The sequence below is a fragment of the Enterobacter sp. RIT418 genome, from assembly GCF_003057745.1.
In the GTDB taxonomy this organism is placed as follows: domain Bacteria; phylum Pseudomonadota; class Gammaproteobacteria; order Enterobacterales; family Enterobacteriaceae; genus Enterobacter.
The window spans coordinates 153,654-168,018 of record NZ_QBJD02000002.1; the positions used below are offsets into that span (position 1 = coordinate 153,654).

The 14,365-nt window shown below is 55.8% G+C and carries 13 protein-coding genes and 3 tRNA genes; 9 read left to right on the plus strand and 7 right to left on the minus strand.

The annotated features are described in order from the left end of the window. Positions 1–410 precede the first annotated feature (410 nt). The 3 genes from DBY73_RS02985 to xni all read left to right on the plus strand — a co-directional run bounded on the left by DBY73_RS02985 (position 411) and on the right by xni (position 3,999). Positions 411–1,700 carry an HAAAP family serine/threonine permease gene (locus DBY73_RS02985; protein WP_112009732.1) on the plus strand — a complete coding sequence of 430 codons (1,290 nt, stop codon included), beginning with the start codon at positions 411–413 and terminating at the stop codon, positions 1,698–1,700. 63 nt (positions 1,701–1,763) lie between these two features. Beyond that, entirely contained in the window at positions 1,764–3,131 is a 1,368-nt protein-coding gene (gene sdaB, locus DBY73_RS02990) for an L-serine ammonia-lyase II (RefSeq protein WP_112009733.1), read from the plus strand. 112 nt (positions 3,132–3,243) lie between these two features. Continuing rightward, the gene (gene xni / locus DBY73_RS02995) at positions 3,244–3,999 is read left to right on the plus strand and encodes a flap endonuclease Xni (RefSeq protein WP_112009734.1); all 756 of its coding nucleotides are present in this window, start codon (positions 3,244–3,246) and stop codon (positions 3,997–3,999) included. Between the two features lie 95 nt (positions 4,000–4,094). On the opposite strand, the gene rlmM is transcribed toward xni, so the two are convergent. The 4 genes from rlmM to DBY73_RS03015 all read right to left on the minus strand — a co-directional run bounded on the left by rlmM (position 4,095) and on the right by DBY73_RS03015 (position 7,115). Next, entirely contained in the window at positions 4,095–5,195 is a 1,101-nt protein-coding gene (gene rlmM / locus DBY73_RS03000; RefSeq protein ID WP_112009735.1) for a 23S rRNA (cytidine(2498)-2'-O)-methyltransferase RlmM, read from the minus strand. After that, positions 5,188–5,583, minus strand: a complete 396-nt coding sequence (locus DBY73_RS03005; RefSeq protein ID WP_112009736.1) for a DUF423 domain-containing protein — start codon at positions 5,581–5,583, stop codon at positions 5,188–5,190. Before DBY73_RS03005 ends, rlmM begins: the two co-directional genes overlap by 8 nt. 39 nt (positions 5,584–5,622) lie before the next feature. After that, a complete protein-coding gene (gene gcvA, locus DBY73_RS03010; RefSeq protein ID WP_112009737.1) occupies positions 5,623–6,540 on the minus strand; it encodes a glycine cleavage system transcriptional regulator GcvA in 918 nt (305 codons plus the stop codon). 347 nt (positions 6,541–6,887) lie between these two features. Continuing rightward, on the minus strand, positions 6,888–7,115 hold the full coding sequence (locus tag DBY73_RS03015; RefSeq protein WP_112009738.1) for a YgdI/YgdR family lipoprotein: 228 nt from the start codon (positions 7,113–7,115) through the stop codon (positions 6,888–6,890). 192 nt (positions 7,116–7,307) lie between these two features. Here DBY73_RS03015 and csdA point away from each other — a divergent pair, with 192 nt between their 5' ends. After that, positions 7,308–8,513 (plus strand): cysteine desulfurase CsdA, encoded by a 1,206-nt coding sequence (csdA, locus tag DBY73_RS03020; protein WP_112009739.1) that lies wholly within the window; start codon positions 7,308–7,310, stop codon positions 8,511–8,513. Next, complete coding sequence (gene csdE, locus DBY73_RS03025) at positions 8,513–8,959, plus strand: cysteine desulfurase sulfur acceptor subunit CsdE (protein ID WP_112009740.1); 447 nt, start codon at positions 8,513–8,515, stop codon at positions 8,957–8,959. Before csdA ends, csdE begins: the two co-directional genes overlap by 1 nt. Here the strand turns inward: csdE and tcdA are convergent. Further along, positions 8,950–9,756: a tRNA cyclic N6-threonylcarbamoyladenosine(37) synthase TcdA gene (tcdA, locus tag DBY73_RS03030; RefSeq protein WP_112009741.1), complete on the minus strand. Its 807-nt coding sequence runs from the start codon at positions 9,754–9,756 to the stop codon at positions 8,950–8,952. The genes csdE and tcdA overlap by 10 nt on opposite strands. A 74-nt stretch (positions 9,757–9,830) precedes the next feature. Continuing rightward, the gene (gene mltA, locus DBY73_RS03035) at positions 9,831–10,928 is read right to left on the minus strand and encodes a murein transglycosylase A (protein WP_112009742.1); all 1,098 of its coding nucleotides are present in this window, start codon (positions 10,926–10,928) and stop codon (positions 9,831–9,833) included. A 208-nt stretch (positions 10,929–11,136) separates the two neighbouring features. On the opposite strand from mltA, the gene DBY73_RS03045 reads away from it, so the two are divergent. From DBY73_RS03045 to DBY73_RS03055, 3 genes are all read left to right on the plus strand, one after another. Then, positions 11,137–11,213, plus strand: a tRNA-Met gene (locus DBY73_RS03045). A 44-nt stretch (positions 11,214–11,257) separates the two neighbouring features. Further along, positions 11,258–11,334, plus strand: a tRNA-Met gene (locus DBY73_RS03050). A gap of 44 nt (positions 11,335–11,378) precedes the next feature. Continuing rightward, positions 11,379–11,455: transfer RNA gene (locus DBY73_RS03055), tRNA-Met, on the plus strand. 86 nt (positions 11,456–11,541) lie between these two features. Here DBY73_RS03055 and amiC read toward each other — a convergent pair. Further along, complete coding sequence (amiC, locus tag DBY73_RS03060; protein WP_112009744.1) at positions 11,542–12,795, minus strand: N-acetylmuramoyl-L-alanine amidase AmiC; 1,254 nt, start codon at positions 12,793–12,795, stop codon at positions 11,542–11,544. A 227-nt stretch (positions 12,796–13,022) separates the two neighbouring features. Between amiC and argA the strand changes: the two genes are divergently transcribed. Further along, positions 13,023–14,354 (plus strand): amino-acid N-acetyltransferase, encoded by a 1,332-nt coding sequence (gene argA, locus DBY73_RS03065; protein ID WP_112009745.1) that lies wholly within the window; start codon positions 13,023–13,025, stop codon positions 14,352–14,354. The last annotated feature ends 11 nt before the right edge of the window (positions 14,355–14,365 follow it).

Genomic DNA, 14,365 nt, shown 5'->3' on the forward strand with positions numbered 1-14,365 from the left:
CTCAAACGCAAACGATTACCTCGCCTGGTGAACCGAAAATAATTGCCCTTAAACCAAATTTAACGCCAGAAAACTCCAAAAACCCACTTTTTTACAGCAAAAGGCTCCTATCTCGCGGCGCAGGCTTTCGGGCTGCATGTTGTTAATGTTAGCCTTCGCGCCCGTAAATTCTCTTTGACGTTTTTTTAGTAGATAAATGGTCTAAATATATCCATATCAAAAGTGGATTATTGCAATTGGGATCGCGATCACTGAAGGATTCATAACTAGAATGTATCTTTCCGCCCGCCAATAGTTACGGGCAAAAATTATTAAAAAACCGTCACTGAACGAATTTCATATTACCGTCAGGCACTTTTTCATCGGATTTGACTAGAAACCTGACAATTTGCTTCCTCCAGGAGATATAGATGGAAACCACTCAAACCAGCACCGTTGCTTCGATTGATTCCCGAAGCGGTTGGCGCAAAACGGATACCATGTGGATGCTTGGCCTGTACGGCACGGCAATCGGCGCTGGTGTACTGTTCCTTCCTATCAACGCAGGCGTCGGCGGCCTGATCCCGCTGATCATCATGGCGATCATCGCCTTCCCGATGACCTTCTTCGCACACCGCGGCCTGACCCGCTTCGTGCTGTCCGGTAAAAATCCGGGCGAAGACATTACCGAAGTGGTTGAAGAACACTTTGGCGTAGGCGCAGGCAAGCTGATCACCCTGCTCTACTTCTTCGCGATTTACCCAATCCTGCTGGTTTACAGCGTGGCGATTACCAACACCGTTGAAAGCTTCATGGCACACCAGCTGCATATGACGCCGCCACCGCGCGCCATTCTGTCTCTGATCCTGATCGTGGGCATGATGACCATCGTTCGCTTCGGCGAGCAGATGATCGTTAAAGCGATGAGCGTGCTGGTATTCCCGTTCGTTATCGCGCTGATGGTGCTGGCCTGCTACCTGATTCCTAACTGGAATGGCGCAGCGCTGGAAACCCTCTCGTTAAGCAGCGCGTCAGCAACCGGTAACGGCCTGTGGATGACTCTGTGGCTGGCGATCCCTGTGATGGTGTTCTCCTTTAACCACTCGCCTATCATCTCCTCCTTCGCGGTTGCGAAGCGTGAAGAATACGGCCAGGGCGCTGAGAAAAAATGCTCCAGCATTCTTGCCCGTGCGCACGTGATGATGGTTCTGACCGTTATGTTCTTCGTATTCAGCTGCGTGCTGAGCCTGTCCCCGGCGGACCTGGCAGCAGCGAAAGAGCAGAACATCTCCATTCTGTCTTACCTGGCGAACCACTTTAACGCACCGGTTATTGCGTGGATGGCGCCAATTATCGCGATTATCGCTATCACCAAATCCTTCCTGGGCCACTACCTGGGCGCGCGTGAAGGCTTTAACGGCATGGTGATCAAGTCTCTGCGCGGTAAAGGCAAGAGCATTGAAATCAACAAGCTGAACAAAATCACTGCGCTGTTCATGCTGCTCACCACCTGGGCGGTAGCGACCCTGAACCCAAGCATCCTGGGGATGATTGAAACTCTGGGCGGCCCGATTATCGCGATGATTCTGTTCCTGATGCCGATGTACGCGATTCAGAAAGTGCCTGCGATGCGTAAATACAGCGGCCATATCAGCAACGTGTTCGTTGTGGTTATGGGTCTGATTGCCATCTCCGCCATTTTCTACTCACTGTTCAGCTAATACCTCCCGCGCCGCCTTCGGGCGGCGCACTCCTCTCCTCTGACTGATAGCAATGGACGCATCATGATTAGCGTATTCGATATCTTCAAAATCGGTATTGGTCCTTCCAGCTCTCACACCGTCGGACCAATGAAGGCTGGTAAACAATTCACGGACGACCTGATTGCGCGCGGCATTTTGCACGACGTGACCCGCGTGGTTGTCGATGTATACGGGTCCCTTTCCCTGACCGGTAAAGGTCACCACACCGATATCGCCATTATCATGGGCCTGGCGGGCAACCTGCCGGACACCGTTGATATTGATGCGATCCCTGGCTTTATCCAGGACGTGAACACGCACGGCCGCCTGCTGCTGGCGAACGGCGAGCACGAAGTCGAATTCCCGGTCGATCGCTGCATGAATTTCCATGCCGACAACCTGTCGCTGCACGAAAACGGCATGCGTATCACCGCGCTGGCAGGCGACAAGGCGATTTACAGCCAAACGTATTATTCCATCGGCGGCGGTTTTATCGTCGATGAAGAGCACTTCGGGCAAACCAACAGCTCGCCGGTGCAGGTGCCTTATCCTTATAAAAACGCGGCAGATTTACAGCGCCACTGCCAGGAGACGGGCCTCTCCCTTTCCGGGCTGATGATGAAAAACGAGCTGGCGCTGCACAGTAAAGAAGAGCTGGAACAGCACTTCGCGAACGTCTGGGACGTGATGCGCGGCGGCATCGAGCGCGGCATTACTACCGAAGGCGTCTTGCCCGGTAAACTTCGCGTTCCGCGCCGTGCGGCCGCGCTGCGCCGCATGCTGGTCAGCACCGACAAAACCACCACCGACCCGATGGCGGTCGTGGACTGGATCAACATGTTCGCGCTGGCGGTTAACGAAGAGAACGCCGCGGGCGGGCGCGTGGTGACGGCGCCAACCAACGGCGCGTGCGGTATCGTTCCGGCGGTGCTGGCGTACTACGACAAGTTTATTCGTGAAGTGAACGCTAACTCGCTGGCGCGCTATCTGCTCGTGGCGAGCGCGATCGGCTCGCTGTACAAGATGAACGCCTCCATTTCCGGTGCGGAAGTGGGCTGTCAGGGCGAAGTCGGCGTGGCCTGCTCAATGGCTGCAGCTGGCCTGGCAGAGCTGCTGGGCGCAAGCCCAACGCAGGTGTGCATCGCGGCGGAAATCGGCATGGAGCACAATCTCGGCTTAACGTGCGATCCGGTTGCAGGCCAGGTACAGGTGCCGTGCATCGAGCGTAACGCGATTGCCTCCGTCAAAGCGGTTAACGCCGCGCGTATGGCGCTGCGCCGTACCAGCGAGCCGCGCGTGTGCCTCGATAAAGTGATCGAAACCATGTACGAAACCGGTAAAGACATGAACGCCAAATACCGCGAAACCTCTCGCGGCGGCCTGGCGATGAAGATCGTCACCTGCGATTAAGCCTCTCAGGAAGCCTCGTTTTGCGAGGCTTCTTCCCGTTTTTCCCACCGCACATAGTTTCAGGCTGCTGACAGTGTTACCCTTCACCCATTAGATAGAAGGGAGATTATCTGTGGCCGTTCATTTGCTTATCGTCGACGCGCTTAATTTGATCCGCCGTATTCATGCGGTCCAAGGCACGCCCTGCAAGGACACCTGTCTGCACGCGCTGGAGCTGCTTATTCGCCACAGTGAACCTACTCATGCGGTCGCCGTGTTTGATGACGAAGCGCGAAATACCGGCTGGCGGCACCAGCGCCTGCCCGACTACAAAGCAGGACGCGGGCCCATGCCGGACGATCTGCATGCGGAAATGCCCGCAATACGCGCCGCCTTTGAGCAGCGCGGCGTTCCCTGCTGGGGTGCACACGGCAGTGAAGCCGACGATCTGGCCGCGACGCTTGCGGTCAAAGTGGCCAGCGCCGGACATCAGGCCACCATCGTCTCAACCGACAAAGGCTACTGCCAGCTGCTCTCTCCGACTATCCGTATTCGCGACTATTTTCAAAAACGCTGGCTCGACGCGCCGTTTATCGCCAGTGAGTTTGGCGTATCACCTGAGCAACTCCCTGACTACTGGGGGCTTGCCGGAATCAGCAGTTCTAAGGTTCCAGGCGTAGCAGGCATCGGGCCGAAGAGCGCCTCGCAGCTGCTAAAGGACTTTGGAACTCTGGAGGGGATCTACGCCCGGCTTGATGACGTACCGGAGAAATGGCGTAAAAAGCTGGAAGCGCATAAAGAGATGGCGTTTATCTGCCGGGAGATTGCAACGCTACAGACAGATTTGCATCTCGACGGGAATTTGCAGCAGCTAAGGTTAGAACGGTAATAACCCCTCTCCCCAGAGGGGCGAGGGTAAAAAAACTGCACGGGGCAATCCCCTCTCCCCTCCGGGGAGAGAGTTAGGGTGAGGGGAAATTTTGATTATCGCTCGTCGCGACGCCCGCCCACCGCTGCCCACCAGCGGCGAATGTGTACCGTCACTTCCTCGCGATCGTGATACAGCTGACGCGCCTGGATCTCCGCATTAATCCCGTGTTCGTCCAGCTGCGCCTGAATGTAGGCCAGGTTCTGCGAAACTTCCTCATAGCGCTTCTTCATCGGCAGCTTGAGGTTGAAAATGGTTTCGCGGCACCAGCCGTTGACCAGCCAGGACGCCATCAGCGCAGCCACCTTCGCCGGCTTTTCCACCATATCGCACACCATCCAGGAGATGTTGTTGCGGTTTGGACGATAGCGAAAACCGTCTTCACGCAGCCAGGTCACCTGCCCGGTATCCATCAGGCTCTGCGCCATTGGGCCGTTATCTACGGAAGAGACCCACATGTTGCGCTTCACCAGCTGATAGGTCCACCCGCCAGGACACGCGCCGAGATCGACCGCGTACATGCCGTTAGCCAGACGCTCGTCCCACTCGTCGGCCGGGATAAAGACGTGGAACGCCTCTTCCAGCTTCAGCGTTGAACGGCTCGGCGCATCCGCCGGGAAGCGCAGGCGCGGGATCCCCATAAAGAACGGCGAGTTGTTGATGGTGTACGAGTAGCCGGCGTAGCAGCAGCCAGGGGCGATAAAGAAGATATGTACCACCGGACGTTTTGGCGTCTCGTAGTTCGTCAACACGCCCGCATCGCGCAGCGCGGCCCGCAGCGGCACGGTGAACTTACGGCAGAACTTCATCAGCTCTTTGCTTTCGTTGGTGTCAGCTACCTCAACGCGCAGTTCGCCGCCCTTCTCAACAACGCCTTGCAGCATACCGACAATGGGCGAAACGCGATCTTCAGGAGGAAGATCTTTCAGCAGCTCACCGGCAACAAACATCTGGCGCGCAAAAATAAGCGAACTAAACGGCAGCTCACGCACCAGCTTTTCAGCATCGTCGGGCTGGTAGCATTCAAACACCACGTAGCCCGCGTTCTCTTTCACGCGCGCAAAACCGAAGACTTCGCGCTTCGCCGCTTTATCCGTAATTTCCGCGGCGCACTCTTTCTCAAACCCCGGGCGACAATATAAAACAACCTTATTCATGAACAACGCCCTTGCGTTTCAGACGGATAGCTCCGATAAACATTAATACCCACCCCACCAGGAAGCTGACGCCTCCGACCGGGGTAACAAACGCCCACAGGCGCAGATGCGACAGCGCCAGGCAGTAGAGGCTGCCGCTAAACAGCACGGTCCCCAGCGCCAGGAAAACGCTACTCCAGTAAAACCAAATGCTGATGCGGCGCTGCATCGCCACCGCCAGACCAAAGATAGCGAGGGTATGGAACGCCTGATATTCAAGGCCGGTCTGAAGCCAGCCCATTTCCACTACCCCTAGAGATTTGCTTAACACATGTGCCCCAAAGGCGCCCAGTGCCACAAAAATAAAGCCACTCACCGCGGCAAAAATCAGCATGAATCGGCTGGTCATGGTTCAATCCTAAAGTGATGCGTGCTCAGCACACAAAAGTTATTGTTCATACCTGAAGCGGAATTTTTCTTGCTCGTTCGCCGCTTTGGACAGTATCCACTGCCGGAAGGCGGCTATTTTACCCAGTTCTGCCTGACTGTCATGACAAACCAGATAAAATGCGTTCTTGCTGACCAAAACATCATTAAAGGGACAAACCAGACGGCCTGCCTCAATCTCGGACTGGGCCATGACGTTGTTCGCCAACGCCACGCCCTGCCCGTGAATGGCAGCCTGTAACACCATCGCACTGTGGCTAAAAATGGGGCCCTGCTGCACGTTTATATGATTAAGACCTAATTGACGCGTATAAGTTTGCCAGTCGCGGCGAGAAGCATCGTGTAAAAGCGTATGTTGCGCCAAATCAGCGGGTGCTTTCAGCGCCTTTTCGCCCGTGAGCAGCAGCGGCGAACAGACCGGCAGCAGATATTCTGCGTACAATTTTTCAACGCGCAGGCCCGGCCAGTTGCCGCGACCATAGAAAATGGCAACGTCCACGTCATCCGCCAGCTTGTCCTCCTGGCGGTCCACCGCCTGAATACGAACATCGATTCCCGGATAAGCTGAGTTAAAGCTTGAGAGCCTCGGCACCAGCCAATGAATGGCAAAACTGGGCAATAAACTGACGGTAAGCGCCCCTTTTGCACTTCGCGCCTGAAGCTTTCGGGTGGCCTCGGTGAGCTGGGAAAAAATCTCTTTGATATCCTGAAAATAGCTCTGACCTTCTTCAGTCAAAAGCAGAGAACGGTTGCGGCGGCGGAACAGCTTAAGGCCCAGAAAATCCTCAAGAGACTTGATTTGGTGGCTTACTGCGGCCTGCGTCACAAAAAGCTCATCGGCTGCGCGGGTGAAGCTAAGGTGACGTGCTGCTGCATCAAATACACGTAATGCATTAAGAGGTGGCAATCGCTTGGACATGGTTATCTGGCTTAGATGTTAACGAGATTTAACATATAGGAAACAACGTTTAACCTATTAGTTTTTTTTATCTGAGCCATTATAATTTGTCCGTTGAGGAACTACCAGCAAATACCTATAGTGGCGGCACTTCCTGAGCCGGAACGAAAAGTTTTTTGGAATGCGTGTTCTGAAGGGCTTTTGGCTTACGGTTGTGATGTTGTGTTGTTGTGTTTGCAATTGGTCTGCGATTCAGACCACGGTAGCAACGCTACCAATTTTTCACTTCCTGTACATTTACCCTGTCTGTCCATAGTGATTAATGTAGCACCGCCAATTTGCGGTGCTTTTTTTTGCTTATCTCGCTGTTAATGCTCGATTTCTTTCATTTCTTTCACATCACTGCGATTGATTTGCTGCTTGTTGCCGTTCGCATCTTTGTAGGAAATCATCCCGGTATCGTTATCGGTTGTCGGTTTCCCTTCAGATACGATAGAACGGCCATCGTTCGTGTGCATAACGTAGTTATTACCGGAGCAGGCGCTCAGGGCAAAGGTAAATACACAGGCGGAAATAACTGCGGCTGTCTTTTTCATGCTTATTCTCCTTTAGCAATAAATGCTATTCAAACATCGTTTTAAAACAGGCTTAAACATTCACCTAACACTATTTAGCATAACCTGCTTTTTCAATGTCGCCAGGATAAGCAGACAAATCTGATAGATATCAACTCCCTTGCCCTGCTGCTGAAATTGCGCGACGATCGCGGTATTGAGATGAGGAATAACATGAACGCTTTCAGTCCCGCGCAGTTTCGCGCGCAGTTTCCGGCGCTGGTTGATGCCGGTATATACCTTGATAGCGCCGCGACCGCGCTGAAGCCGCTGGCGGTGATTGAGGCAACGCAGCGCTTCTACAGCCTGAGCGCGGGAAATGTGCATCGCAGCCAGTTTGCCGAGGCCCAGCGCTTAACCGCACGCTACGAGGCTGCACGCGATCGTGTTGCGCGCCTGATCAATGCCGAAAGCGGAAAACATATCGTCTGGACGCGCGGCACGACCGAGGCCATAAACATGGTCGCCCAGTGCTACGCCCGTCCCCTGCTGCAGCCGGGCGATGAGATCGTTATCAGCGAGGCCGAGCACCACGCCAACCTGGTACCGTGGCTGATGCTGGCTGAACAGACGGGCGCCCGGGTCGTTAAGCTTCCTTTGGGGGCTGATTTACTTCCTGACGTGGCCCGACTGCCCGAATTCATCACTCCACGCAGCCGCATTCTGGCGCTGGGGCAGATGTCTAACGTCACCGGCGGCTGCCCGGATCTGGCGCGCGCCATTGATATCGCTCACGCCAGCGGCATGGTGGTGGTGGTTGACGGCGCGCAGGGCGTGGTGCATTACCCGGCGGACGTTCAGAAGCTCGATATCGACTTTTATGCTTTTTCCGGGCACAAGCTTTACGGCCCTACCGGCATCGGCGTGCTGTACGGCAAGCCGGAGCTGCTGGCACAGATGACGCCGTGGCTAGGCGGCGGCAAGATGATTACCGAAGTGACCTTCGACGGATTCAAAACGCAGGATGTGCCCTATAGTCTGGAGGCCGGTACGCCGAACGTTGCAGGCGTGATTGGCCTGAGCGCCGCGCTGGACTGGCTGGAAGAAACGGATATCGTTCAGGCGGAGAGCTGGAGCCGGGGGCTGGCGACACTTGCGGAAGAAGCGTTGAAAAAGCGCCCGGGCTTTCGCTCGTTCCGGGTGCAGGACTCTAGCCTGCTAGCCTTTGATTTTGAAGGCGTTCATCACAGCGATATGGTGACGCTGCTGGCCGAATACGGCATCGCCCTGCGCGCCGGGCAGCACTGTGCTCAGCCGCTGCTGGCCGCCCTTGGCGTGAGCGGAACGCTGCGCGCGTCCTTCGCGCCCTATAATACAAAAAGCGACGTCGACGCGCTGGTTTCCGCCGTTGACCGCGCTCTTGAACTCCTGGTGGATTAATGACTCTTTCAGCCTTGGCCGGACATCCTTTTGGTACCACGATTACGGAAGCGACCTTAAAGCAGACCTTCGCCCCCCTCACCCAGTGGGAGGAGAAATATCGCCAACTGATTTTGCTCGGCAAACAGCTGCCCGCGCTGTCGGACGAGCTGAAAGCGCAGGCAAAAGAGATAGCGGGCTGCGAGAACCGCGTCTGGCTGGGGTTTTGCACATCGGGGGGTAAGCTGCACTTTTTCGGCGACAGCGAGGGGCGAATCGTTCGCGGCCTGCTGGCGGTGCTGCTGACCGCCGTGGAAGGAAAAAGCGCCGCAGAGCTGCTGACGCACTCTCCGCTGGCGCTGTTCGACGAGCTGGGGCTTCGCGCGCAGCTTAGCGCCTCGCGCGGTCAGGGCCTGATTGCACTCAGCGACGCGGTGCTAGACGCCGCGCGTCAGGCTCAGGCCTGACGCTCCGCCTTCGCCATCATCTTTTTCAGGGCATGCGATACGGCCACAAAGCCAAATGAGGCGGTCACCATGGTGGCCGCGCCAAACCCTGAAGCGCAATCCATTCGCTTAGGGCCTTCCGCCGTGCTTTTCATCGCACATACCGAACCGTCGGACTGCGGATAGACCAGCGCCTCGGTCGAGAACACGCAGTCGACGCCCAGCTTGCCTTTGCTGTTTTTCACGACGTTAAAATCGCTTTTTAGCCGCTCGCGAAGCTTAGCCGCCAGCGGATCCTGGATGGTTTTTGCCAGATCCGCGACCTGGATCTGCGTCGGATCGATCTGCCCGCCCGCGCCGCCCGTGGTGACCAGCGGCACTTTATAGCGGCGGCAGTAGGCGATCAGCGCGGCCTTTGGGCGCACGCTGTCGATAGCGTCGATCACGTAGCTGTAGCCTTTACTCATATACTCGGCCACGTTATCGGCCGTCACGAAGTCATCAATCACCGTAACGCGACATTCCGGGTTGATCAGGCGAATACGTTCCGCCATCACCTCAGACTTTGCCAGGCCGACGCTGTCGCGCAGCGCGTGAATTTGACGGTTGGTGTTGGTTACGCAGACGTCATCCATATCAATCAGCGTAATCGCGCCGATACCGGTTCTGGCCAGCGCCTCTGCCGCCCAGGAGCCTACGCCGCCAATCCCGACCACGCAGACGTGCGCATCCGCAAACAGCTGCAGGGCCTTCTCACCATAAAGACGTGCCGTACCGCCGAAACGCTGGCGCCAGGCATCGCTGATTACAACAGACATAACACCTCAGATGTAAAAAGGGTGAGGTTAATCCCTCACCCCTGCTCGTTTATATGCCGCTCAGAATACCACACTCAGCCGCTGAATACGTTTCCCGCCCCCGGCGCGGTTTTCAACACCCACACGCGCCCGTAGTGGTTATACCAGCCCGCGCGGTGTCCGGCATCCGGACCGATTCCCTGGTAAATGTCGAAGTGCTGGCCTTTGATTGCACCGCCTACGTCCAGTGCCACCATCAGGCGTAGCTCGTACTGACCGTTAAATTTACCGTTATTGTCGAGCAGCGGCACTTCCGCAAGCAGCGTAGTGCCGGCGGGGATAATAGAACGGTCCGAGGCCACGGACGCGCGGCCAATCAGCGGTACCGCGCTTGCTCCTTTCACTGGCGCAAAGTTCTGCGGTTTAAAGAAGACGAACGACGGGTTCTGCTCAAGCAGCTCGCGCACTTCGGCTTCGCTGTGTTTTTCGCCCCACTCGCGGATCGCCTGCATCGACATATCTTCTTTCTTCACTTCGCCTCTGTCGATCAGCACCTTACCAATGCTGCGGTAGGCATGGCCGTTTTTACCGGCGTAGCTAAAGAAGTTCAGCGGCGAGCCGTCGCCAAAATCAATGTATCCGCTTCCCTGAACGTCCATGATGAAGTTGTCCATCAGGGAGTTGCTGTACGCCAGGACATAGTTTTCGCTCAGCGCGCCGGAATATATTTCCGCGCGGGACGGCAGGCGGCCACGTTTTGGCGGCATGCGATAAATAGGGTACTGGAACTCTCCCTGGCGGGTATGTCGTGCCTGGATAACCGGCGTGTAGTAGCCGGTGAACTGGACGTTGCCGTAGTTATCCGCCCCTTCCATCTGCCAGGCATCAATACCAAACTGGCGCATATTGCGGGTATCGCCGCCCGCGCGCAGCCAGTCCTGTACCGCGCTATAAACATTGTTCTGTGAGCTATACAGACGCGGCGACGCGTTGCGGATCTGGTAGACCTGCTCGGAAAAATCACCGGCGTTAATCGGCGCGCCTACGGCATCCGGCTGGTTAACTAAGGAGAAAGGCTGGGATAATTTCCCGTCTTTATACTGTTGACCGCGATCGGTCGGTTTAGAAGAGCAGGCCGCAAGAATGGCTACCATTGCGCCCGTCATTAGATACTTCGCCCATCGTCCTTTCATTATATCTCGTCTTTAAGTTGCCCATTTCCGCGTGATGAAGATAACAAACCGTCATGGCTAATGAAATGCAATCGCATGCCCTTTGGCAAATTTTGCGCAAAAAACAAACCAAACAGCGCTATAGCGTTCAATTTACAACCAAAATCATGATTTATGTGAAAAAGGGGTTGCATCACAAACCTATCCGAGTATAGTGCGCATCCACGGACGCGGGGTGGAGCAGCCTGGTAGCTCGTCGGGCTCATAACCCGAAGGTCGTCGGTTCAAATCCGGCCCCCGCAACCAATTAAAATTTGATGAAGTATCTTCTACGACTGTAGAAAGACGGACGCGGGGTGGAGCAGCCTGGTAGCTCGTCGGGCTCATAACCCGAAGGTCGTCGGTTCAAATCCGGCCCCCGCAACCAATCAAATTTGAAGAAGTAAATTTCTACAAGAGTAGAAAGACGGACGCGGGGTGGAGCAGCCTGGTAGCTCGTCGGGCTCATAACCCGAAGGTCGTCGGTTCAAATCCGGCCCCCGCAACCAATACTTCTAAAACAATAAACACCCTTAAGGGTGTTTTTTTGTGTCTGCCGTTTAGGAAATTGCCGGGAACATCCCGGCGAATGAAACTATCCGAGCCGCGCCAGCGTCGCCCCGTCCGAGAAGTATGCCTTAATCCCCGCCAGAATAGATTCTGCCACTTCCTGCTGGAACTTCGCCGTTTTGAGCTTCCGCTCTTCCTCTACGTTACTGATAAACGCCGTTTCGACAAGGATAGATGGAATATCCGGGGCTTTCAGTACCGCAAACCCGGCCTGCTCCACGCTGTTTTTATGCAGCTTGTTAATATTGCCAAGCTTGCCCAGCACCGCCTTACCAAACTTCAGGCTATCGGTAATGGTAAGAGACTGGACCATATCGAACATGGTGTGATCGACGTAGCGGTCACCGCTTTTCCCCACGCCGCCGATAAGATCCGAGGCGTTCTGCGTGTCGGCAAGATATCTCGCCGCGGTACTGGTTGCGCCTTTTGTGGAAAGCGCAAACACTGACGAACCGCTAGGCTGGCGGCTGGTAAACGCATCCGCGTGGATGGATACAAAAAGGTCCGCACGCTGTTTTTGCGCTTTCGCCACGCGGACCTTCAGCGGAATAAAGACATCCTCGTTACGCGTCATGTAGGCGCGCATATTGCCTTCTTTATCGATCAGCGCCTTCAGGCGGCGAGCGATCTGCAGCACCACGTCTTTTTCCCGGGTGCGATATTTCCCCACCGCGCCGGAGTCCTCCCCGCCGTGTCCCGGATCGAGCATGATCACAATCGGACGATCGCGCCCCGCCCTGCCCGGCTGCGGGCCGCTTTGCGCAGGCGGAACCTGACGATCGAGATCGCCTTTGTTGTAATCTTCGAGGAGCGCCAGCAGCGGGTCCTGAATGTCCGTGGCATTCGCCGGATAGAGATCCATCACCAGACGCTCTTTAAACGTGGCAACGGGCGCCAGCGCGAACAGCTGCGGCTTAACGTTCTGCTTGAGCTCGAACACCATGCGCACGGTTTGCGGATCGAACTGCCCGACGCGCGCCGACTTGATGTAAGGATCGTCAGCCCGAATTTGGGCCGCCATGCCTTTAAGCACCGAGTTCAGGTTTACGCCTTCAAGATCCACCACAACGCGCTCGGGGTTGCTGAGTGCAAACTGCTTATATTTCAGCACCCGATTGGATTCGACCGTTACGCGCGTATAGGTCGACGACGGCCAGACGCGAACCGCAACGATCTGACTGGTGGCGGCAAGACCTACCTGGCTGACGCTGAGCAACCACATCGCTCCGGCCCCTTTTAACAGGCGGCGACGGCTTATTGCTGAATTGGATCCCGACATGCTTCTCCCGAGCAAGTAACCTGATTAAAAACGAAAACGTCCAAATTGACCGAAAACTTTAACGAATGACGCATAAACTGTCATCTATAAAAGGGTAAACATTCACACGCTAACGCACGTATTACTTATACATTTCTGTGCGTCGCGGAAAATTTAGGCTTGCGCGCGCGCCCACGATCGAATAAAAATACATTAAATTCGAATAAACATTCATTAAGGGTTGTGCCATGGTGAAGGAACGTAGAACCGAACTGGTCCAGGGATTCCGCCATTCTGTTCCCTATATCAACACCCATCGCGGGAAAACGTTTGTGATTATGCTCGGTGGCGAAGCCATTGAGCATGAGAACTTCTCCAGCATTGTTAATGACATAGGGCTACTTCACAGCCTCGGCATTCGCCTGGTCGTGGTGTATGGCGCACGTCCACAAATCGACGCCAACCTGGCGGCCCACCACCACGAGCCGATTTATCATAAAAATACCCGCGTAACGGACGCCAAAACGCTTGAGCTGGTTAAGCAGGCCGCGGGCCTGCTGCAGCTGGATATCACCGCGCGCCTGTCGATGAGCCTGAACAATACGCCGCTTCAGGGGGCGCATATCAACGTTGTGAGCGGTAACTTTATCATTGCCCAGCCCCTCGGCGTGGACGACGGCGTGGATTATTGCCACAGCGGGCGCATCCGCCGCATCGACGAGGAGGCGATCCACCGCCAGCTGGACAGCGGCGCCATCGTGCTGATGGGCCCCGTGGCGGTTTCCGTCACCGGAGAGAGCTTCAACCTGACCTCAGAAGAGATCGCCACTCAGCTAGCCATCAAGCTGAAGGCGGAAAAAATGATTGGCTTTTGCTCCTCGCAGGGCGTCGTTAACGATGAAGGGGCGATCGTGCCGGAACTTTTTCCCAACGAAGCGCAGGCGCGCGTCGAATCCCTTGAAGCCGAAGGTGACTACTACTCCGGCACCGTTCGCTTTCTGCGCGGCGCGGTAAAAGCCTGCCGCAGCGGCGTGCGCCGCAGCCACCTGATTAGCTATCAGGAAGACGGCGCGCTGCTGCAGGAGCTGTTCTCGCGCGACGGCATTGGAACGCAGATAGTAATGGAGAGCGCGGAGCAAATCCGCCGCGCCACCATTAACGATATCGGCGGCATTCTGGAGCTGATTCGCCCGCTTGAACAGCAGGGCATTCTGGTGCGCCGCTCGCGCGAACAGCTGGAGATGGAAATCGACAAATTCACCATTATTCAGCGCGATAACCTGACCATCGCCTGCGCCGCGCTCTACCCCTTCCCGGAAGAGAAAATTGGCGAAATGGCCTGCGTGGCCGTCCACCCGGACTACCGAAGCTCATCGCGCGGTGAAGTGCTGCTGGAGCGCGTGGCGGCACAGGCGCGCCAGATTGGCCTCAGCAAGCTGTTCGTCCTGACCACGCGCAGCATTCACTGGTTCCAGGAACGCGGCTTTACGCCGGTGGACATTGATTCACTGCCGGAGAGCAAGAAAGAGATGTACAACTATCAGCGTCGTTCAAAGGTGCTGATGGCGGATTTGGGATAAAGGTTATGCCC

Bases quoted from the DNA above. Each gene is read 5' to 3' on its own strand.
- DBY73_RS02985 (WP_112009732.1), top strand. From the start codon at position 411: ATGGAAACCACTCAAACCAGCACCGTTGCTTCGATTGATTCCCGAAGC.
- sdaB (WP_112009733.1), top strand. From the start codon at position 1,764: ATGATTAGCGTATTCGATATCTTCAAAATCGGTATTGGTCCTTCCAGC.
- rlmM (WP_112009735.1), bottom strand. From the start codon at position 5,195: ATGAATAAGGTTGTTTTATATTGTCGCCCGGGGTTTGAGAAAGAGTGC.
- DBY73_RS03005 (WP_112009736.1), bottom strand. From the start codon at position 5,583: ATGACCAGCCGATTCATGCTGATTTTTGCCGCGGTGAGTGGCTTTATT.
- gcvA (WP_112009737.1), bottom strand. From the start codon at position 6,540: ATGTCCAAGCGATTGCCACCTCTTAATGCATTACGTGTATTTGATGCA.
- DBY73_RS03015 (WP_112009738.1), bottom strand. From the start codon at position 7,115: ATGAAAAAGACAGCCGCAGTTATTTCCGCCTGTGTATTTACCTTTGCC.
- csdA (WP_112009739.1), top strand. From the start codon at position 7,308: ATGAACGCTTTCAGTCCCGCGCAGTTTCGCGCGCAGTTTCCGGCGCTG.
- csdE (WP_112009740.1), top strand. From the start codon at position 8,513: ATGACTCTTTCAGCCTTGGCCGGACATCCTTTTGGTACCACGATTACG.
- tcdA (WP_112009741.1), bottom strand. From the start codon at position 9,756: ATGTCTGTTGTAATCAGCGATGCCTGGCGCCAGCGTTTCGGCGGTACG.
- mltA (WP_112009742.1), bottom strand. From the start codon at position 10,928: ATGAAAGGACGATGGGCGAAGTATCTAATGACGGGCGCAATGGTAGCC.
- amiC (WP_112009744.1), bottom strand. From the start codon at position 12,795: ATGTCGGGATCCAATTCAGCAATAAGCCGTCGCCGCCTGTTAAAAGGG.
- argA (WP_112009745.1), top strand. From the start codon at position 13,023: ATGGTGAAGGAACGTAGAACCGAACTGGTCCAGGGATTCCGCCATTCT.